This window comes from Micromonospora sp. WMMD1102 (assembly GCF_029626265.1).
GTDB lineage: Bacteria > Actinomycetota > Actinomycetes > Mycobacteriales > Micromonosporaceae > Plantactinospora.
Window position 1 is genome coordinate 4528011 of record NZ_JARUBN010000001.1, and the last position, 19320, is coordinate 4547330.

Below are 19320 nucleotides of genomic sequence, written 5' to 3' on the forward strand. Positions count from 1 at the left end.
TGGTACGCCGAACCGGCGCGGTCACTCTCCGTCACGCGTCCTGCGTGCAGCAGATGGGCGATGGTATCACCCGAATCCCCACCCACCGGTCGGACTCCGCGTCCGTCGGACTTCCGATACCCACCGAGAGTCATGGCCAAAACCACCCTCCGTGTCGGATTCCGACACTCGACAGTCGTCTCCGGAGGTAGCCGTCCGCCGTTTCAGAAGATGTCCTGCGGGTCGACCTGGATCCGGACCGGCTGCCCGGCCTTGCGGGCCGTCCGGACCCCGGCCGCCTCGTGCAGGGCCAGCGCCAGCGCCGGTGCCTGGGACCGGGGCACCCGGACCAGCATCCGCTCCTGCCCGTCCGGCGCCGGCACCGGGCCGAGCACCTCGGCCGCCGGCGGCAGCCGGGCCTCGTCGAGCAGTTCCGCCACCGCCGCCGCCGTCCCGGTCAGGCTGGCCATCCGGGCCGCCGGCGGGAAGCCCAGCTCGCGCCGCTCGGCCAGCTCCCGGCCGGCGAACCAGCCCGGGTCCCAGCGCAGCAGCGCCTGCACCGGCGCCAGCGACCCGTCCGCGACCACCACCACCCGACCGCCGGCCGGGCCGGGCCGGGCCAGCGCCGCCGCCGCCAGCCATCGGCGCAGCGCCTCCTCCCCGGCCCGCAGGTCGGCCCGGGTCAGCAACGCCCAGGAGTCGAGCAGCAGCACCGCGCCGTAGCCGCCGTCGGCCACCGGCTCGGCGCCCGGCGTCGCGATCACCAGACCCGCGTCGCCGGGCACGCCGCGCAGCACCTCGTCCCGGCCCGAGGTGCGGACCGGCACGCCCGGGAACGCCCGCCCGAGTTCCTCGGCGGTCCGCCGGGCACCCACCACCGCCGCCCGCAGCCGCCGCCCGCCGCACTGCGGGCAGGCGTACCCGGCGGCGACCCGGGCGCACCAGCGGCAGGCCGGGACGGCGCTGGCCGAGCGCAGGGCGAGCGGGCCGGCGCAGTGCGGGCACCGGGCCGGCGCCCGGCAGTGTGCGCAGGCCACCGACGGCAGGTAGCCGCGCCGGGGCACCTGCACGAGTACCGGTGCGTCGGCCTTCAGCGCCGCCCGGGCCGCGTCCCAGGCCAGGCTCGGCAGCCGGGCCGAGGCGGCGGCGGGATCGCGGGCCAACTGCGGGTCGTCGCCGGTCGGCGTGATCCTCGGGGTACGCGCGCGCAGCGTCGACCGGTCCGGCACGATCTCCTTCGCCCAGCCCGTCTCGACAAGCAGCCGCGACTCGGCCGTCCGGGCGTACCCGCCGACCAGTACCGCCGCGTCGCCGAGCCGCGCCCGGGTGAGCAGCACCTCCCGGGCGTGCGGGTACGGCGCCCGGGGCTCGGCGTGCAGGTCGTCCCCGTCGTCCCAGACCGCCACCAGTCCGAGGTCGGCGACCGGGGCGAACATCGCGGCCCGGGTTCCGATGACCACCGGCACCCGGCCCCGGGTGGCGGCCAGGAACGCCCGATACCGGCGGGCCGGCCCGAGTGCCGCGGAGAGCGCGACGTGCCGCCCGGTGCCGAGCAGCGCGGTGAGCGCGGCGTCGAGGCGTTCCAGGTCCCGGGCGTCGGCCACCACCGCCACCACTCCCCGGCCGCCGCGTACGGTCGCCGCCGCCGCCTCGGCGAACCGGGCCGGCCAGTCCTCGCCGGGCAGCGCCGACCAGACCGCCCGGGGTGCCCGCCCGTCGGTAAGCGCCCGCAGGAATCCCGGCCCGGCCGGATAGTCCCGCCAGCCCTTCTCGGCCGGCACCGTGACCGGCTCGGCCCGGACCTCCTCGACGGCACCGGCCTGCACAACGGCAGCGGCCTCCTCGACGCCGGCAGCCTGCTCGACGGCAGCAGCCTGCTCGACGGCACCCGGCTCCACGACGGCACCGGCGTTCTCGACCGCACCCGCCTCGTCGACGGCGCCGGCCTGCCCGGCGGCAGCGGGGTCCTCGACGGCAGCGGCGTCGGATGCCGGCGCGGGAGGGGCGGTTTCGCGTTCGACCCGGGCGTGCCGGGGCGGAACGGCCAGCCGCAGCACGTCGGCGAGGTTGCCGGCGTACCGGTCGGCGACCGCCCGGGCCAGCCGGGCGATCTCCGGGGTCAGCACCGGCTCGGGCGAGACCAGCCGTTCCAGGTAGTTCAGCCGGCCGTCGTGTGCGGAGAGTTCGGCCCGGTCCAGCAGCCAGCCGTCGACCAACTGGCCGGCGAAGCGGACCCGGACCCGGGTGCCCGGCCGGGCCTGCTCGGACAGCTCCGCCGGGACCAGGTAGTCGAAGGGCCGGTCCAGGTGGGCCAGCGGCACGTCGACGCAGACGCGAGCGACCGGCAACCCGGGTGCGGGCTGCCGGTCGCTGCGCTTGCCGGTCGTCAGGCTCCCGCGGCCGACTTGAGGTCGGCGGCGCGGTCCGTGCTCTCCCAGGTCAGGTCGGGCAGCTCACGGCCGAAGTGGCCGTAGGCGGCGGTCTGCCGGTAGATCGGGCGGAGCAGGTGCAGGTCCCGGATGATCGCCGCCGGCCGGAGGTCGAAGACCTCGCGGACCGCGTGCTCGATCCGGTCCACCGGCACGTTCTCGGTGCCGAAGGTCTCGATGAAGGTGCTCACCGGGTGCGCCTTGCCGATCGCGTACGCCACCTGGACCTCGCAGCGCTCGGCCAGCCCGGCGGCGACCACGTTCTTCGCCACCCAGCGGGTCGCGTACGCGGCCGAGCGGTCGACCTTGGACGGGTCCTTGCCGGAGAACGCCCCGCCGCCGTGCCGGGCGTACCCGCCGTAGGTGTCGACGATGATCTTGCGTCCGGTCAGTCCGGCGTCGCCCATCGGGCCGCCGATCTCGAACCGGCCGGTCGGGTTGACCAGCAGCCGGTAGCCGTCGATGTCGAGACCCAGCTCCTCCAGCTCCGGCGCGATGACGTGCTCGCGGACGTCCGGGGTGAGCAGCGACTCCAGCGAGATGTCGGCGGCGTGCTGGCTGGAGACCACCACCGTGTCGAGCCGGACGGGGCGCAGCCCGTCGTACTCGATGGTCACCTGGGTCTTGCCGTCCGGCCGCAGGTAGGGGATCGTGCCGTCCTTGCGGGTGGCGGAGAGCCGGCGGGCCAGCCGGTGCGCCAGGGCGATCGGCAGCGGCATCAGCTCGGGCGTCTCCGAGCAGGCGAAGCCGAACATCATGCCCTGGTCGCCGGCGCCCTGGGCGTCCAGCGCGCTCTCCGAGGAGCCGGAGCGGAGCTCGATCGCGCTGTCCACACCCTGCGCGATGTCCGGCGACTGCGAGCCGATCGACACGCTGACGCCGCAGGAAGCGCCGTCGAAGCCCTTCTTCGACGAGTCGTACCCGATGCCGAGGATCGTCTCGCGGACGATCGCCGGGATGTCGGCGTACGCCTTCGTGGTCACCTCGCCCGCGACGTGCACCTGGCCGGTCGTGATGAGAGTTTCGACCGCGACCCGGCTCCGCGGATCCTGGTCCAGCAGCGCGTCGAGAATGCCGTCGCTGATCTGGTCAGCGATCTTGTCGGGGTGGCCTTCCGTGACCGACTCCGAGGTGAACAAGCGACGTACCACGGTGCTCCTAAGATCTCGAATTCAGTTGACGCGGCAGTGTAGTCACGGCCGCCCGGTCCCCCGACCCTGCCCGATGAGCATGCTGCCCGGTCATGACAGGCCGGTTAAGCGCGTTACTACCAGATCCCAGACGCCGTCGGCGAGATCTTCCTTGGATTGCTCCGGAAACGCTGTCGTCGAACCGTCAGCGCCGAGTACGACCGCCGTGTTGTGGTCGGCACCGAACACCTTGTCCGGCCCCACCTCGTTGACCACGATGAGATCGGCCCGCTTACGGGCCAGTTTGGCCCGGGCGTTGGCCTCGGCGTCGCTGGTCTCGGCGGCGAAGGCGACGAGCACCTGCCCCGGTCGCCGACGCTCGCCCAGCTCGGCGGCGATGTCGGGGTTGGCCACCAGCTCGACGGTGAGCGTGCCGCCCCGGTCCGACTTCTTGATTTTCTGAGCGGCGTACGTCGCCGGCCGGAAGTCCGCCGGTGCCGCCGCCATCACCACGGCGTCGGCCGTCTCGGCGGCCTCCAGGGTGGCCTTGCGCAGCTCCTCGGTGGTCGAGACCCGGACCACCTCCGCGCCGGCCGGGTCCGGCAACCCGACGTTCGCGGCGACCAGAGTCACCCGGGCGCCCCGGGCCACCGCCGTGCGGGCGAAGGCGTAGCCCTGCTTGCCCGACGAGCGGTTGCCGAGGAACCGGACCGGATCCAGCGGCTCGCGGGTGCCGCCCGCGGTGACCACCACCCGCCGGCCGGCCAGGTCGCGAGGTTCGGCGACGCCCCGGGCCAGCACCCGGCGGGCCACCGCGAAGATCTCGGCCGGGTCCGGCAACCGGCCCTTGCCGGTGTCGGCACCGGTCAGCCGGCCGCTCGCCGGCTCGATCACCAGCACGCCCCGGCCGCGCAGCGTGGCCACGTTGTCCGCCGTGGCCGGGTGCTCCCACATCTCGGTGTGCATCGCCGGGGCGAGCAGCACCGGGCAGCGGGCGGTCAGCAGGGTGTTGCTGAGCAGGTCGTCGGCGAGTCCGTGCGCGGCCCTGGCCAGCAGGTCCGCCGTCGCCGGGGCGACCACCACCAGGTCGGCGGCCTGGCCGAGCCGGACGTGCGGCACCTCGTGCACGTCGGCCCAGACGTCGTCGGCGACCGGCTGGCCGCTCAGGGCCGCCCAGGTCGGCGCACCGACGAAACGCAGCGCGGAGGCGGTCGGCACCACCCGGACCCGGTGCCCCGACTCGGTGAAGAGCCGGAGCAGCTCGCAGGCCTTGTAGGCGGCGATCCCGCCGCCCACCCCGAGCAGGACCTCGGTCATCGCGAACGCCCGGTGCGGCCCTACGGCTGGTCGGTCGGCTCGGCGGTGAGCAGACCGGCGTTGATCTCGCGCATCGCGATCGAGAGCGGCTTCTCCTGCGGAGTGGTCTCCACCAGCGGGCCGACGTACTCGAGCAGGCCCTCGCCGAGCTGGCTGTAGTAGGCGTTCACCTGGCGGGCACGCTTGGCGGCGAAGATCACCAGAGCGTACTTCGAGGTGGTCTTCTCGAGCAGCTCGTCGATCGGCGGGTTGGTGATGCCTTCGGGACTGGCGATGGATCCCACGGGAGATAAACCTCGGTGTCTCTCGACCGCCGGGCGTGGCGGTCGGGTCGGAGTTGGCTCAGGTCTGTGCCCGACTCGAATCCGCGCCGACCGGGCCGGCATGGCCCCTGGCGGGGCGGGTCGGCATGGCCCCTGGCGGGAAAGCCCGGGTCGGCGTGTCTCAGGTCGGCGTCAGAAAGGACGAACCGAGCAAGCTTACCAGTTCGTCAGCGGCCCGCCCGACAACGTCGTTGACGACCGTGGCGTCGAATTCCCGACCGGCGGCGTCGGCGTCGGCCCGGGTCGGGGCGAGGTAGACCAGCCGGGCCGACGGCAGCGCCGTCCGCACCTGGCGGGCGCCGCGCAGGTCGATGGGGAGCAGCACCGGGCGGCCGGTCGACAACCGGAGCCGCACCGGCCCGGCGGGTGTGCCGTACCGGTGGACGCCAATGTCCGACCACTCCAGCAGCTCTCCGCCGTCGAGCAGCCGGCCGAATTCGGCCCGGTCGACGAAGTGGTAGTGCACCCCGTCGATTTCGTGGCGCCGAGCGGGGCGGGTGGTGACCGGGACCGACAGCCACAACCGTGGCAATCGGGCCCGGACGAGTTGCGTCACGCTGTCCTTGCCGGCCCCGGAGGGACCGGCAAGGACCGTGAGACGAGCCGCTGGGCGGACATCGTCATGCGTACCCACTGCTTGTTTCTACACGGCGGGTGGAGCTAGTTCGCCGAGAATTCTCCAAGCAGTGCCTTGCGCTGCTGCTCACCGAGGCCACGGAGGCGACGGCTGTCGGCGATCTTGAGCTTCTCCATGATCTGGGTGGCTCGGATCTTGCCGATTCCCGGCATGGCCTGAAGTACGGCCGATACCTTCAGCTTGCCGACGACGTCGTCCGACTCCGCACGGTCGAGGACGGCGGCGAGGTTGGTCTTGCCCTGCTTGAGCTCTTCCTTGAGCTTCGCCCGGGCCTTGCGGATCTCCGCGGCCTTCTCCAGCGCGGCTGCGCGCTGTTCGGGGCTCAGTTGGGGGAGCGGCACCAGTTCTCCTCAGGTCCCTATCGCGACGGGCGGGACGCGCCGTCGCATCTGTGAAACGTGGTGTGCCTGGCAACCAAAGGGGTATGTGGTTCCCAGCGCCGGGAAAACTAGCGGCCATCGGAGCTTTCGGCAACGTGGGCACGCCATGATCATGTCAGCGTAATCGGAAGATCACTGACCGGCAGCGGTCAGCGCGGCCCGACAATCGGCAAGCGTCCGGTCCACCGCGGCGCGCAGCGCGGCCGGCTCCGGGCCCGCTCCGAGCACCTCCCGGGAGTACGACGGGAGCACCCTGGCGAGCTCGCCGCCGAAGACCGTACGCAGGTCGTCGGGGCGTGCACCTTGCGCGCCGAGGCCCGGAGCGAGCAGCGGACCGCCCACTCCGGAGAGGTCGTGTCCGGTCTCGCCGACAGTGGCGCCGACCACCAGCCCGAAGCTGCCGAGCGGCTCCGCACCCCTGTTGAGCTGCGAAATCTCTTCGATGATCGTTTGCGCGACGGTCCGCCCGTCCGCGCCGACGGCACGCTGCACGCTCGCGCCCTCGGGGTTCGAGGTGAGCGCCAGCACGAAGACGCCGCCGCCGTACTTGCGTGCCGTTTCGAACATCGGGGCGAGCGAGCCGACCCCGAGGAAGGGGCTCGCGGTGATCGCGTCGACATACATCGGGCTGGATGGATCGAGGTACGCGTCGGCGTACGCGGCGACCGTCGAGCCGATGTCGCCGCGCTTGACGTCAAGCAGAACGAGCGCTCCCGCGCCCCGCAACTGTCGGATAATTGACTCAAGAACTCCGACCCCGCGCGAGCCGAACCGCTCGAAAAACGCCGACTGCGGCTTGAAGACCGCGACCCGGTCGCCGAGCGCCTCGACCACCGTCTCGCCGAACCGGGTCAACCCGTCGACGTCGTCGGGCAACCCCCATCGGGCGAGCAGTGCGGGGTGCGGGTCGATGCCGACACAGAACTGTCCGCGCTCCGCCATCGCCCGGTGCAACCGACTGCCGAAATCTTCCATCCGACTCTCCCCTCTCCGGCGGCTGCCATGACCCTCTGCCATGGCGCCGCGACCATCTGTCAGTTACCCGGCCGCCGCCGGTGCGTCGCCGAGCGGCACCGGTCAGCCGGCGGCGGCAGCGGCGCCGATCGCCGTACAGATCCGGGACAGGTCGGCGTCGCCGGTGACGTACGGCGGCATCGTGTAGACCAGGTCCCGGAACGGGCGCAGCCAGACCCCGTGTGCCGCCGCCGCCTCGGTCGCCTCGGTCAGCTTCACGTCGTGGTCGAGTTGCACCACCCCGATCGCGCCGAGCACCCGGACGTCGGCCACCCCGGCGGCGCCCCGTAACGGCGCCAGGCCGGCCGAGAGCGCGGCGGAGATCCTCCGGACGTCGGACGCCCAGTCTCCGGCCTCCAGCAGCCCGATGGAGGCGTTTGCGACGGCGCAGGAAAGCGGGTTCCCCATGAAGGTCGGACCGTGCGCCAACACCCCGGTCGCGGAGATGCCCTCGGCGACCGCCGGGGTGCAGAGCGTGGCGGCCAGGCTCAGGTAGCCGCCGGTGAGCGCCTTGCCCAGGCACATCACGTCCGGGGTGACGCGAGCGTGCTCCGCCGCGAAGAGCGCGCCGGTCCGGCCGAAGCCGGTGGCGATCTCATCGAAGATCAGCACGATGTCGTGCGCCGTGCAGACCTCCCGGAGCAGCCGCAGGTACTCCGGGTTGTGGAACCGCATCCCGCCGGCACCCTGCACCACCGGCTCGACGACCACCGCCGCCAGCTCGCCCGCGTGCCGGTGCAGCGCGTCGGCGAGCGCGGACGCGTACGCCGGGTCGACCGGGGAGTCGACGCCGGGCGGGGGCGGGCCGGCGAAGACCTGCCGGGGCAGTACGCCGGTCCAGAGCGAGTGCATCCCGCCCTCGGGGTCGCAGACGCTCATCGGGTGGAACGTGTCCCCGTGGTAGCCGCCCCGCCAGGTCGCCAGCCGGTGCCGCTCCGGTCGCCCCCGGCCCCGCTGGTACTGCAGGGCCATCTTGACGGCCACCTCGACGGAGACCGAGCCGGAGTCGCAGAGGAAGACGTGTTCCAGGCCGGGCGGGGTGAGCCGGACCAGGGTGTCGGCGAGCCGGACGGCGGGCTCGTGGGTCAACCCGCCGAACATCACGTGGCTCATCCGGCCGAGCTGGTCGGTGACGGCGGCGTCCAGCACCGGATGCCGGTAGCCGTGGATCGCCGCCCACCACGACGACATCCCGTCGACGAGTTCCCGGCCGTCGGCCAGGCGCAGCCGCACGCCCTCGGCGCTCTCCACGACGTAGGGGTCGGTGCGGGCCGGCATCGGGGCGTACGGGTGCCAGACGTGTGCCCGGTCGGCCTCGACGATCTGCGCCGGGGTCGTCGGCGTACCTTGCGGCCCCGCTGTCGCGGGCTCCCCGGGGCTCATCGCCCGGTCGCCCGGGCCACCGCGCGGACCAGTCCCGGCCCGCCGTAGACGAAGCCGGTGTAGAGCTGCACCAGGTCGGCTCCGGCGTCCAGCAGCGCGGTCGCGTCGGCCGGGTCGAGGATGCCGCCCACCCCGACCACCGGCAGCGCGCCGCCGGTCTCGCGGTGCACGAAGGAGACCACCTCGCGGGTACGCGCGGTGAGCGGCCGCCCGGAGAGCCCGCCCGACTCGCCGGCCCGGTGCGCGTCGGAGTCGGCGATCCCGTCCCGGCCCAGCGTGGTGTTGGTGGCGATCACCCCGGCCGCGCCCCGGTCCAGGCAGACCGCCAGCAGTTCGGCGATGGCCGGCTCGGTCAGGTCCGGAGCGATCTTGACGAGTACCGGCTTCTCCCCCACCAGGGCGGTCAGCAGCGCGTCGAGGTGCGCCGCGTCCTGCAACTTACGCAGTCCCGGGGTGTTCGGCGAGGAGACGTTCACCGCGAAGTAGTCCCCGTACGGCGCCAGCGCCCGGTACGAGTCCAGATAGTCGGCGACCGCGTCGTCCAGCGGGGTGACCTTGGACTTGCCCAGCGAGATGCCGAGCGGCACCCCCAGCGGCCGGCGCAGCGCGGCCAGCCGGGCGGCCAGCGCGTCCGCCCCGGCGTTGTTGAAGCCCATCCGGTTGATCACCGCCGCGCTGGCCGGCAGCCGGAACAGCCTCGGCCGGGGGTTGCCCGGCTGCGGGCGCGCGGTGACCGTGCCGACCTCGACGAAGCCGAAGCCCAGTGCCGGCCAGGCCGGCAGCGCGGCGCCGTCCTTGTCCATCCCGGCGGCCAGCCCGACCGGGTTGGGGAAGCTGACCCCGAAGACGGTGCGTGGGGCGGCGACGGCGTACCGGGCGCGCAGCAGCGCCAGCGCGGCCGGGCTGCGGGACAACCCGGCCAGCCGGCGCAACGTCCACTCGTGCGCGGTCTCGGCATCGCCGCCGCCGAGCCGGAACAGCGCCGGCCGGACGATCCGGTCGAAGACCGCTCCCCCGCCCGCCGCGCTCCGGCCCGGCTCCGTCGTGGTCGGCGCGCTCACTCGCCGGCCCGCAGCGCCGCGTGCAGCTCCTGGAGCGGCCGGACCGCCATGTCGCCCCGGATCAGCGCCTCGATCCCCATCACCGCCGCCGCCGCGCCGGGCACGGTGGTGATGCACGGGATGTCCGCGCCGACCGCCGCGCTGCGGATCTCGTACCCGTCGGAGCGCGCGCTCGCCCCGGAACCCTGCGGCGTGTTGATCACCAGGTCCACCTCGCCGGCCGCGATCAGCGAGACCGCGTCGGGCGAGTCGGCACCCTCCTCGTAGTGCTTGCGGATCAGCGTGCAGGAGATGCCGTGCCGGCGCAGCACCTCACCGGTGCCGGTGGTGGCGACGATCTCGAAGCCGAGGTCGGCGAGGCGCTTGACCGGGAAGATCATGCCGCGCTTGTCCCGGTTGGCCACCGAGACGAAGACCTTGCCCTCGACCGGCAGCGAGCCGTACGCCGCCGCCTGCGACTTGGCGAAGGCGTGCCCGAAGGCGGTGTCGATGCCCATCACCTCGCCGGTGGACTTCATCTCCGGGCCGAGCAGCGAGTCGATGCCCTTGCCGGTCGGGGTGCGGAACCGCTTGAACGGCAGCACCGCCTCCTTCACCGCCACCGGCGCGTCGGCCGGGGTGGTCGTGCCGTCCCCGCTGGGCGGGAGCAGCCGCTCGGCACGCAGCTCGGCGATGGTGGCGCCGAGCATGATCCGGGCCGCCGCCTTGGCCAGCGGCACCGCCGTCGCCTTGGAGACGAACGGCACGGTACGCGAGGCCCGCGGGTTCGCCTCCAGTACGTAGAGGGTGTCGTCCTTCAGGGCGTACTGCACGTTGAGCAGGCCGCGCACCCCGATGCCCCGGGCGATCTGCACGGTGTAGTGGCGTACCGCCGCCAGGTGCGAGCTGGCCAGCGTGATCGGCGGCAGTGCGCAGGACGAGTCGCCGGAGTGGATGCCGGCCTCCTCGATGTGCTCCATCACCCCGCCGACGAAGACCTCGCCGTCGGCGTCGCAGAGCGCGTCCACGTCGATCTCGATCGCGTCGTCGAGGAAGCGGTCCACCAGCACCGGATGGTCCGGCGAGATGTCGGTGGCCCGGGAGATGTACCCGCGCAGCGTCTCGTCGTCGTAGACGATCTCCATGCCCCGCCCGCCGAGCACGTACGACGGCCGGACCAGCACCGGATAGCCGATCTCGGCGGCGATGCCCTGTGCCTCGGCGAAGGAGGTGGCGGTGCCGTGCGCCGGTGAACGCAGCCCGGCCCGGTCCAGCAGCGCACCGAACGCGCCCCGCTCCTCGGCCAGGTGGATCGACTCCGGGCTGGTGCCGACGATCGGCACGCCCGCGTCCTTGAGCCGCTGCGCCAGGCCCAGCGGGGTCTGCCCGCCGAGCTGGACGATCACCCCGACCACGCCCGGCCCGCCGGCCGCCCTGCCCGAGCTGTCCTCGGCGTGCCAGACCTCCAGCACGTCCTCGAAGGTGAGCGGCTCGAAATAGAGCCGGTCGGCGGTGTCGTAGTCGGTGGAGACGGTCTCCGGATTGCAGTTGACCATCACCGTCTCGTAGCCGGCGCCTTCGGCGCCGGAACCGGACGCAGCGGCTGGGCCCAGCGGCGCGCTGCGCAGCGCCTGTACGGCGTGCACACAGGAGTAGTCGAACTCGATGCCCTGGCCGATCCGGTTCGGCCCGGAGCCGAGGATCAGCACCTTGGGCCGGTCCGACCCGGTCACCTCGGTCTCTTCGTCGTAACTGCTGTAGTGGTACGGCGTACCGGCGGCGAACTCGGCGGCGCAGGTGTCCACGGTCTTGTAGACCGGGCGTACCCCGAGCCGGTGCCGCAGCGTCCGTACCCCGTCCTCGGCGGCCAGTTCCGGCCGGAGCGCGGCGAGCTGCCGGTCGGAGATGCCGGCCCGCTTGGCCCGGCGCAGCAGCTCCTCGTCGAGTACGGCGGCGGCGACGAGCTCGGCGCGCAGCTCGACCAGCCCGGCGATCTGGTCCAGGAACCAGGGATCCATCCCGCCGGACGCCTCCGCGACCTGCGCCACCGACGCGCCGAGCCGGAGTGCCCGCTCGACGCTGTAGAGCCGCCCGTCGTGCGGCATCCGCAGCGCCGCCAGGGTCGACTCCACGGTCGTGCCCTCCGGGTCCGGCACGGTCCAGAAGCCGCCCTCCTTCGTCTCCATCGAGCGCATCGCCTTGTTCAGCGCCTCGGCGAAGTTCCGGCCCAGGCTCATCGCCTCGCCGACCGACTTCATCGTGGTGGTGAGTTCCCGGTCGGCGGCCGGGAACTTCTCGAAGGCGAACCGGGGGATCTTCACCACCACGTAGTCGAGGGTCGGCTCGAAAGCGGCCGGCGTCTTCAGGGTGATGTCGTTCGGGATCTCGTCCAGCGTGTAACCGACAGCCAGCTTCGCGGCGATCTTGGCGATCGGGAAGCCGGTCGCCTTGGACGCCAGCGCCGACGACCGGGAGACCCGGGGGTTCATCTCGATCACGACCAGCCGGCCGTCGCGCGGGTCGACCGCGAACTGTATGTTGCAGCCGCCGGTGTCCACCCCGACCTCGCGGAGCACCGCGATGCCGAGGTCGCGCAGCCGTTGGTACTCCCGGTCGGTGAGGGTCATCGCCGGGGCGACCGTGACGCTGTCCCCGGTGTGCACGCCCATCGGGTCGACGTTCTCGATCGAGCAGACCACCACGACGTTGTCGTGCTTGTCGCGCATCAGTTCGAGTTCGTACTCCTTCCAGCCGAGCACGCTCTCCTCGATGAGCACCTCGTGCACCGGGCTGGCCGAGAGCCCCGTCCCGGCGATCCGCTCCAGGTCCTCGTCGGTGTGCGCCATCCCGGAGCCGAGCCCGCCCATCGTGAACGACGGCCGGATCACCACCGGCAGGCCGAGGTCGGCGACGGTGGCCCGGACCTCGTCCATCGAGTGGCAGACCCGGCTGCGCGGGGTCTCGCCGCCGGCCTTGGCGACGATCTCCTTGAACAGCTGCCGGTCCTCGCCGCGCCGGATCGCGTCGATGTCGGCGCCGATCAGTTCGACGCCGTACTTGGCCAGCACGCCGGACTCGTGCAGCGCCACGGCGGTGTTCAGCGCGGTCTGCCCGCCCAGGGTGGGCAGCAGGGCGTCCGGCCGTTCCTTGGCGATGACCAGCTCGACGAATTCCGGGGTGATCGGCTCGACGTAGGTGGCGTCGGCGAACTCCGGGTCGGTCATGATGGTCGCCGGGTTGGAGTTGACCAGGCTGACCCGCAGCCCCTCGGCGCGCAGCACCCGGCAGGCCTGGGTGCCGGAGTAGTCGAACTCGCAGGCCTGGCCGATCACGATCGGCCCCGACCCGATCACCAGTACGTGTTTGAGGTCTGTCCGCCTGGGCATCAGGAGCCCTTCTTCTCGATCAGTTCCGCGCTGCTCTTGCCTTTTCGCTCCACAAGTTCCGCGAAGCGGTCGAAGAGGTAGTCCGCGTCGTGCGGGCCGGCCGCCGCCTCCGGGTGGTACTGCACGGTGAACGCGGGCACGTCCTTCGCCCGCAGCCCCTCGACCACGTTGTCGTTCAGGCAGACATGGCTCACCTCGACCCCGCCGAAGTCGGTGTCGATCACCTTGTTCAGCGGCGCGTCGACCGCGAAACCGTGGTTGTGGCTGGTCACCTCGACCTTGCCGGTGGCCTGGTCCAGCACCGGCTGGTTGATGCCCCGGTGGCCGTACCCCAGCTTGTAGGTGCCGAAGCCGAGCGCCCGGCCGAGGATCTGGCTGCCGAAGCAGATCCCGAACAGCGGGATCTGCCGGCGCATCACCTCGCGGGCCAGCCCGGCCGGATGCCCGGCGGTGGCCGGGTCGCCCGGCCCGGGCGAGAAGAAGACCGCGTCGGCGCCGGTGGCCAGCAGGTCCTCGATGCTGGAGGTGGCCGGCAGCACGTGCGTGGTGACCCCGCGCGCGGCGAGCCGGCGCGGCACGTTCCGCTTGATCCCCAGGTCGAGCGCGGCGACCGTGAACCGGTGCTCCCCCTCGGCCCGCACGACGTACGGCCGGGCGGTGGTCACCTCGGCGGAGAGGTCGGCGCCGGTCATCTTCGGTGCCTGGCGCACCCGGACCAGCAGCTCCGCCGGGTCCTCGGTCCGGCTGGAGATGCCGACCCGCATCGCGCCGCGCTCCCGCAGGTGCCGGGTGAGCGCCCGGGTGTCCACCCCGGCGATCCCGACCACACCCTCGGTGGCGAGCCGGTCCTCCAACGCGCCGGTGGCCCGCCAGTTCGAGCCGAGCCGGGCCGGGTCCCGGACGACGTAGCCGGCCACCCAGATCCGGCCCGACTCGTCGTCCTCGTCGTTGACCCCGGTGTTGCCGATGTGTGGCGCGGTCTGCACCACCACCTGACGGTGGTACGACGGGTCGGTGAGCGTCTCCTGGTAGCCGGTCATCCCGGTGTTGAAGACCGCCTCGCCGAAGGTCTCCCCCACGCTGCCGTACGCCTCGCCGCGGAAGCTCCGACCGTCCTCCAGGACCAGGATCGCGGGTCGTCTGCGGTTGCCCACCTCAGCGCACCGCCTTTCCGTCCAGTACCGTCGGCTCGCCGCGCAGGAAGGTCGCGACGATCCGGCCGGGCAGGGTGAGCCCGGCGTACGGGGTGTTGCGGCTGCGGCTGGCCTGCTCGCCCGGGTCGACGGTGCGCCGGGCGGCCGGGTCCACCAGGGTCAGGTTCGCCGGTACCCCCGGTGCGGGGGTCCGGCCGTGCTCGGCCAGCCCGGCGATCCGGGCCGGCGTCCGGGACATCCGCTCCGCGATCAGGTCCCACCGTTCGCCGAGTACGTCGAGCAGCACCGAGAGCGCCGTCTCCAGCCCGAGCATCCCCGGCCGGGCGTACGCCCACTCGCACTCCTTGTCCTCCAGCGCGTGCGGGGCGTGGTCGGTGGCGACGACGTCGATGATCCCCTCGACGAGTGCGGCGCGCAGCGCGGTGACGTCGGCGGCGGTACGCAGCGGCGGGTTCACCTTGAACACCGGGTCGTAACTTGCGCCTGTTCCCGCGCTGTTCGCGAGTGCGGGGCTCGCAAGCTCACTCCTCCCGCTCACGACCTCGTCGGTGAAGAACAGGTGGTGCGGGGTCACCTCGGCGGTGACCCGGACGCCCCGGGCCTTGGCGTGCCGGAGCACCTCGACGCTGCCGGCGGTGGAGAGGTGGCAGACGTGCAACCGGCTGCCGACGTGCTCGGCGAGCAGCACGTCCCGGGCGATGATGGCCTCCTCGGCCACCGCCGGCCAGCCGGTCAGGCCGAGCCGGGTGGAGACCTCGCCCTCGTGCATCTGGGCGCCCTCGGTCAGCCGGGGCTCCTCGGCGTGCTGCGCGATCACCCCGTCGAACGCCTTCACGTACTCCAGGGCCCGGCGCATCAGCCGGGGATCGGCGACGCAGTGCCCGTCGTCGGAGAAGATCCGGACCCGGGCGGCGGACTCGGCCATCGCGCCCAGCTCGGCCAGGTGCTCGCCGGCCAGCCCGACGGTGACCGCGCCGATCGGCTGCACGTCGACCAGCCCGGCCTCGCGGCCGAGCCGCCACACCTGCTCGACCACCCCGGCGGTGTCGGCGACCGGCGAGGTGTTCGCCATCGCGCAGACGGCGGTGTAGCCGCCCAGTGCCGCCGCCCGCGAGCCGGACTCGACCGTCTCGGCGTCCTCCCGGCCCGGTTCGCGCAGGTGGGTGTGCAGGTCGACCAGGCCGGGCAGTGCGACGAGCCCGTCCCCGTCGACCACCCGGGCTCCCCGGGCGGCCAGGCCGGTTCCGGTCTCGGCGACCACCCCACCGGTCAGCAGCAGGTCGGTCGGCTCGGCGCCGAGCACCCGCACGCCCCGGATCAGGTACGCGGCCTCCGGGTCACCCCCGGCCGTCAACTCGGTCATCAGTTCATTCCCCCCAGCAGCAGGTACAGGACGGCCATCCGGACGGAGACGCCGTTGGCGACCTGTTCGACGATCGTGGAGCGGGGCGAGTCGGCCACCTCGGGCGCGATCTCCATCCCGCGGTTCATCGGACCCGGGTGCATCACGATGGCGTGGTCCGGCAGCCGGGCCATCCGGGGTCCGTCGAGCCCGTAGCGCCGGGCGTACTCCCGGGCGGACGGGAAGAAGGAGTCGGCCATCCGCTCCCGCTGCACCCGCAGCATCATCACCACGTCCGAGGTGGGCAGCACGGCGTCGAGGTCGTAGGAGACCTCGGTGCCGGGCGCCAGCGCGGTGCCGATGTCGACCGGGATCAGCGTCGGCGGCCCGACCAGGGTCACCTTGGCGCCCAGGGTGGCCAGCAGCAGCACGTTGGAGCGGGCGACCCGGCTGTGCAGGACGTCCCCGACCACCGCGACCGAGAGGCCGGCGACCCGGCCGAGCCGGGCCCGCATCGTGTACGCGTCCAGCAGCGCCTGGGTCGGGTGCTCGTGGGTGCCGTCCCCGGCGTTGAGCACCGAGCCCTCGACCCAGTTGGCGAGCCGGTGCGGCGCGCCGGAGGCGGGGTGCCGGATCACCACCGCGTCGGCCCCCATCGCCTGGAGGGTCAGCGCGGTGTCCTTCAGGCTCTCGCCCTTGGAGACGCTGGAGCCCTTGGCCGAGAAGTTGATCACGTCGGCGGAGAGCCGCTTCGCCGCCGCCTCGAAGGAGATCCGGGTCCGGGTGGAGTCCTCGTAGAAGAGGTTGACCACGGTACGGCCGCGCAGCGCCGGCAGCTTCTTCACCTCGCGGCCGGCCACGGTCGCCATCTCGGCGGCGGTGTCCAGGATCAGCGTGGCGGTGGCCGCGTCGAGATCCGCCCCGGAAAGCAGGTGTTTGAGCACTATGCCGCCCCTCCGATCAGCTTGACCTCGTCGGTGCCGTCGGTCTCGGCGAGGGTCACCTTGACGCTCTCGGCGAGCGCCGTCGGGATGTTCTTCCCGACGTAGTCGGCCCGGATCGGCAGTTCCCGGTGGCCCCGGTCGACGAGTACGGCGAGCTGCACCGAGCTGGGCCGGCCGAGATCGCCGAGCGCGTCCAGAGCGGCCCGGACGGTCCGGCCGGAGAAGAGGACGTCGTCGACCAGGATCACCCGTTTGCCGTCGATCCCCTCCGGGGGCACCTGGGTCGGCCCGATCGCGCGGACCGCGTGCCGGCGGAGATCGTCACGGTAGAGAGTGATATCGAGCACACCTACCGGTACGGCGATGCCTTCGAAGGCGTTGATCCGGGCGGCCAGCCGGCGGGCCAGCGGAGCGCCCCGGGTGGGAATCCCGAGCAGCACGGTAGCCGCGGCACCCTGGGTCTTCTCCAGGATCTGGTGTGCGATGCGGTCCACCACCCGGGCCAGTTCGGCGCTGGTCAGGATGACCTTCACGGACGGTGGTGGGGTCGGCTGCGGCTGGGCAGCCTGCGGGTACGCCACGGCGGACCCCCTTCCCCGCCTCACGGGACGGGTCGTTAAAGGACGTCGGATTCCGGCGCTTGCCTCGCGGGGCCTGGGCCGGGGCTCTCGTCACGTTACCACTGGCCACGGCGTCGACCTCGGCGGGCCGCTGACCCTCGGATCAGCGAGTCGAAACCGCCCGGCCGAACACGATCTTTGTAATAGGTAGGTAACTAGCACTTGACCACGTGTCGTTATCCCCGTACCGTCACGCTCCGTAGCGATCGCTGGGGAGATCCCCGACCAGCACTGGGAGTGCCGAATGCCCTCTGAATACGCCAAGTCGTTGGGCGCGCGCCTGCGCTCTATCCGTCAGCAGCAGGGACTCTCCCTGCAGGGGGTGGAGGAGAAGTCAAACGGACGGTGGAAAGCCGTCGTGGTCGGCTCGTACGAGCGGGGCGACCGGGCGGTGACGGTGTCCCGTCTCGCCGAACTCGCGGACTTCTACCGGGTGCCCGTCTCGGAACTGCTGCCCGACGGCAGTGGCGTCCGTCACGAGCCGACGAACAAGATCGTGCTCGACCTCGAACGCCTGTACGACGAGGCCTCCGAGGATCTCGCCTACGTCGCCCGCTATGCCCGGGCCATCCAGCAGCAGCGTGGCGACTACAACGGACGGGTGCTGTCGATTCGCGCGGACGACCTCCGGGCGCTCGCGATCGTCTACGACTCCTCCCCCTCCGGCCTGATCGAGCGGCTCACCGAGCACGGTGTGCTCGTCGCCGACCCCCGGGCGCTCTTCGCGTCCTGATCACCCGGCCTCGCGGGGTCCGTGCCCACCCGGCGCAGGCCCCGCGAGTCGTTTGCGGTCTCGCCCGGCCCCCGCAGTCTCGCCCGGCCCCCGCACTCTCGCCCGGCCCTCGCGTGCTGGCAGGGCTACCTCGACGCGGAGACTGTCGAGCTGCCCCGCCTGTGCGCCCACCCACCTGGCCGTCCGCAACTCCAGGCAGAGCTGTCGAGCTGCCCCACCCGTGCGCCCACCCACATGGCCGTGCGCGCCCCGGCGGAGCCGGCGTCGCCGGGCCAACGGGGACGCCGGCGTTCAGCGGGAGCGCAGACGGGGCAGCTCGACAGTCTCCACCACAGACAACCCACGGCGGCCGAGAACCCACGTCGACAGAACTGCCCTCCGCGGCCCAACCGCCCCGGACATGCGGAGTCGCGGAACAAGTCAGCTCGACAGCCAGCCTCGATCGGCCGCGCCGCGCCCTGGCGGCGGGCAGCGCCGGGCTACGGCTCAGCGGGTGGCGTACTCGGCGATCCGGCCAAGCAGGCCGTTGAGGAACCGGGGCGAGTCGTCGGTCGACATCTGCCGGGCCAACTCCACCGCCTCGCTGATCGCCACCGCGTCGTCGATCTCCTCGACGTAGAGCAGCTCGTAGATGGCGATCCGGGCGAGGTTACGGTCGACCACCGGCATCCGGTCCAGCGTCCAGCCCTCGGCGTAGCTGTCGATCAACTCGTCGATCCGGGCCTGGTTCTCCGCCACGCCCTCGATCAACCCGACCGCGTAGCCCAGGTGCTCGGGGTGCGGCCGTTCCAACCGCTGGAGATAGCCGGTCAACACCTCGGCCACCGGCCGGGCCCGCAGGTCCGCCTCGTAGAGGACGTCCAGGGCCCGCTTGCGCGCCTTGCGGCGGGCCGGCATCTGCTGTTTGGGGCCCTCCGCCATCAGGCTCGGCCGAGATAGCGGCCGTCGCGGGTGTCGACCTTGATCTTCTCGCCGGTGGTGATGAAGAGCGGCACCTGGACGGTGGCCCCGGTCTCGACGGTCGCCGGCTTGTTGCCACCGGTCGAGCGGTCGCCCTGAAGGCCCGGCTCGGTGTAGGTGATCTCCAGCACGACGCTTGTCGGCAACTCGACGTAGAGCGGCACGCCCTCGTGGGTGGCGACGATCGCCTCGGCCTCGGGCAGCAGGTAGTTGGCCGCCTCGCCGACCGTGCCGCCGGGCACCGGGATCTGGTCGAACGTCTCCAGGTCCATGAAGACGTAGTCCTCGCCGTCGGCGTAGAGGTACTGCATGGTCCGCTTGTCGACGGTGGCCGTGTCGACCTTGGTGCCCGCGTTGAACGTCTTGTCCACCACCTTGCCGGACAGCACGTTCTTCAGCGTGGTGCGCACGAAGGCCCCACCCTTGCCGGGCTTGACGTGCTGGAACTCCACGACGGACCAGAGTTCGCCGTCGAGGTTGAGGACCAGACCGTTCTTCAGGTCGTTGGTGGTGGCCATTTCCTGCCTTGATCTTCAATACGGGCGGACG

17 protein-coding genes are annotated in these 19320 nt (G+C 72.5%); 1 reads left to right on the top strand and 16 read right to left on the bottom strand.

Features of this window, described 5'->3' with window-relative positions; translation table 11 throughout:
- Nucleotides 1-203: 203 nt before the first annotated feature.
- The 14 genes from O7626_RS20200 to pyrR all read right to left on the bottom strand — a co-directional run bounded on the left by O7626_RS20200 (nucleotide 204) and on the right by pyrR (nucleotide 17039).
- Nucleotides 204-2327, bottom strand: coding sequence for a primosomal protein N' (locus O7626_RS20200; protein WP_278062719.1), 2124 nt, complete (start codon nucleotides 2325-2327; stop codon nucleotides 204-206).
- A gap of 38 nt (nucleotides 2328-2365) precedes the next feature.
- Nucleotides 2366-3559, bottom strand: a complete 1194-nt coding sequence (gene metK, locus O7626_RS20205) for a methionine adenosyltransferase (protein WP_278062720.1) — start codon at nucleotides 3557-3559, stop codon at nucleotides 2366-2368.
- 90 nt (nucleotides 3560-3649) lie between these two features.
- The gene (gene coaBC / locus O7626_RS20210; protein ID WP_278062721.1) at nucleotides 3650-4855 is read right to left on the bottom strand and encodes a bifunctional phosphopantothenoylcysteine decarboxylase/phosphopantothenate--cysteine ligase CoaBC; all 1206 of its coding nucleotides are present in this window, start codon (nucleotides 4853-4855) and stop codon (nucleotides 3650-3652) included.
- 20 nt (nucleotides 4856-4875) lie between these two features.
- A complete protein-coding gene (rpoZ, locus tag O7626_RS20215; protein WP_101366725.1) occupies nucleotides 4876-5139 on the bottom strand; it encodes a DNA-directed RNA polymerase subunit omega in 264 nt (87 codons plus the stop codon).
- A 160-nt stretch (nucleotides 5140-5299) separates the two neighbouring features.
- Nucleotides 5300-5812, bottom strand: coding sequence for a guanylate kinase (locus tag O7626_RS20220; RefSeq protein WP_278062722.1), 513 nt, complete (start codon nucleotides 5810-5812; stop codon nucleotides 5300-5302).
- Between the two features lie 26 nt (nucleotides 5813-5838).
- Complete coding sequence (gene mihF, locus O7626_RS20225) at nucleotides 5839-6156, bottom strand: integration host factor, actinobacterial type (protein WP_101366727.1); 318 nt, start codon at nucleotides 6154-6156, stop codon at nucleotides 5839-5841.
- Between the two features lie 171 nt (nucleotides 6157-6327).
- Nucleotides 6328-7170 (bottom strand): orotidine-5'-phosphate decarboxylase, encoded by an 843-nt coding sequence (gene pyrF, locus O7626_RS20230; protein ID WP_278062723.1) that lies wholly within the window; start codon nucleotides 7168-7170, stop codon nucleotides 6328-6330.
- Between the two features lie 102 nt (nucleotides 7171-7272).
- The gene (locus O7626_RS20235) at nucleotides 7273-8592 is read right to left on the bottom strand and encodes an adenosylmethionine--8-amino-7-oxononanoate transaminase (protein WP_278062724.1); all 1320 of its coding nucleotides are present in this window, start codon (nucleotides 8590-8592) and stop codon (nucleotides 7273-7275) included.
- Nucleotides 8589-9653 carry a quinone-dependent dihydroorotate dehydrogenase gene (locus O7626_RS20240; RefSeq protein ID WP_278062725.1) on the bottom strand — a complete coding sequence of 355 codons (1065 nt, stop codon included), beginning with the start codon at nucleotides 9651-9653 and terminating at the stop codon, nucleotides 8589-8591. The genes O7626_RS20235 and O7626_RS20240 overlap by 4 nt, the downstream gene beginning before the upstream one ends.
- Nucleotides 9650-13018, bottom strand: a complete 3369-nt coding sequence (gene carB / locus O7626_RS20245) for a carbamoyl-phosphate synthase large subunit (protein ID WP_278062726.1) — start codon at nucleotides 13016-13018, stop codon at nucleotides 9650-9652. The genes O7626_RS20240 and carB overlap by 4 nt, the downstream gene beginning before the upstream one ends.
- A complete protein-coding gene (carA, locus tag O7626_RS20250; protein WP_278062727.1) occupies nucleotides 13018-14172 on the bottom strand; it encodes a glutamine-hydrolyzing carbamoyl-phosphate synthase small subunit in 1155 nt (384 codons plus the stop codon). Before carA ends, carB begins: the two co-directional genes overlap by 1 nt.
- A 1-nt stretch (nucleotide 14173) precedes the next feature.
- Nucleotides 14174-15535: a dihydroorotase gene (locus O7626_RS20255; RefSeq protein ID WP_278062728.1), complete on the bottom strand. Its 1362-nt coding sequence runs from the start codon at nucleotides 15533-15535 to the stop codon at nucleotides 14174-14176.
- Nucleotides 15535-16458 carry an aspartate carbamoyltransferase catalytic subunit gene (locus tag O7626_RS20260; protein ID WP_278062729.1) on the bottom strand — a complete coding sequence of 308 codons (924 nt, stop codon included), beginning with the start codon at nucleotides 16456-16458 and terminating at the stop codon, nucleotides 15535-15537. The genes O7626_RS20255 and O7626_RS20260 overlap by 1 nt, the downstream gene beginning before the upstream one ends.
- Complete coding sequence (pyrR, locus tag O7626_RS20265; protein WP_278062730.1) at nucleotides 16458-17039, bottom strand: bifunctional pyr operon transcriptional regulator/uracil phosphoribosyltransferase PyrR; 582 nt, start codon at nucleotides 17037-17039, stop codon at nucleotides 16458-16460. The genes O7626_RS20260 and pyrR overlap by 1 nt, the downstream gene beginning before the upstream one ends.
- Before the next feature lie 283 nt (nucleotides 17040-17322).
- On the opposite strand from pyrR, the gene O7626_RS20270 reads away from it, so the two are divergent.
- Nucleotides 17323-17811, top strand: a complete 489-nt coding sequence (locus O7626_RS20270) for a transcriptional regulator (RefSeq protein ID WP_101366736.1) — start codon at nucleotides 17323-17325, stop codon at nucleotides 17809-17811.
- Between the two features lie 486 nt (nucleotides 17812-18297).
- On the opposite strand, the gene nusB is transcribed toward O7626_RS20270, so the two are convergent.
- Together nusB and efp are read right to left on the bottom strand one after the other, a co-directional pair.
- Nucleotides 18298-18708: a transcription antitermination factor NusB gene (gene nusB / locus O7626_RS20275; protein WP_278066223.1), complete on the bottom strand. Its 411-nt coding sequence runs from the start codon at nucleotides 18706-18708 to the stop codon at nucleotides 18298-18300.
- A 23-nt stretch (nucleotides 18709-18731) separates the two neighbouring features.
- Nucleotides 18732-19289: an elongation factor P gene (efp, locus tag O7626_RS20280; RefSeq protein WP_278062731.1), complete on the bottom strand. Its 558-nt coding sequence runs from the start codon at nucleotides 19287-19289 to the stop codon at nucleotides 18732-18734.
- Nucleotides 19290-19320 lie beyond the last annotated feature (31 nt).

What these genes read in the sequence shown, in the direction of transcription:
- coaBC (WP_278062721.1), bottom strand. Translation starts at nt 4,855, where the DNA reads ATGACCGAGGTCCTGCTCGGGGTGGGCGGCGGGATCGCCGCCTACAAG.
- pyrF (WP_278062723.1), bottom strand. Translation starts at nt 7,170, where the DNA reads ATGGAAGATTTCGGCAGTCGGTTGCACCGGGCGATGGCGGAGCGCGGA.
- O7626_RS20235 (WP_278062724.1), bottom strand. Translation starts at nt 8,592, where the DNA reads ATGAGCCCCGGGGAGCCCGCGACAGCGGGGCCGCAAGGTACGCCGACG.
- carB (WP_278062726.1), bottom strand. Translation starts at nt 13,018, where the DNA reads ATGCCCAGGCGGACAGACCTCAAACACGTACTGGTGATCGGGTCGGGG.
- O7626_RS20255 (WP_278062728.1), bottom strand. Translation starts at nt 15,535, where the DNA reads ATGACCGAGTTGACGGCCGGGGGTGACCCGGAGGCCGCGTACCTGATC.
- O7626_RS20270 (WP_101366736.1), top strand. Translation starts at nt 17,323, where the DNA reads ATGCCCTCTGAATACGCCAAGTCGTTGGGCGCGCGCCTGCGCTCTATC.
- nusB (WP_278066223.1), bottom strand. Translation starts at nt 18,708, where the DNA reads ATGCCGGCCCGCCGCAAGGCGCGCAAGCGGGCCCTGGACGTCCTCTAC.
- efp (WP_278062731.1), bottom strand. Translation starts at nt 19,289, where the DNA reads ATGGCCACCACCAACGACCTGAAGAACGGTCTGGTCCTCAACCTCGAC.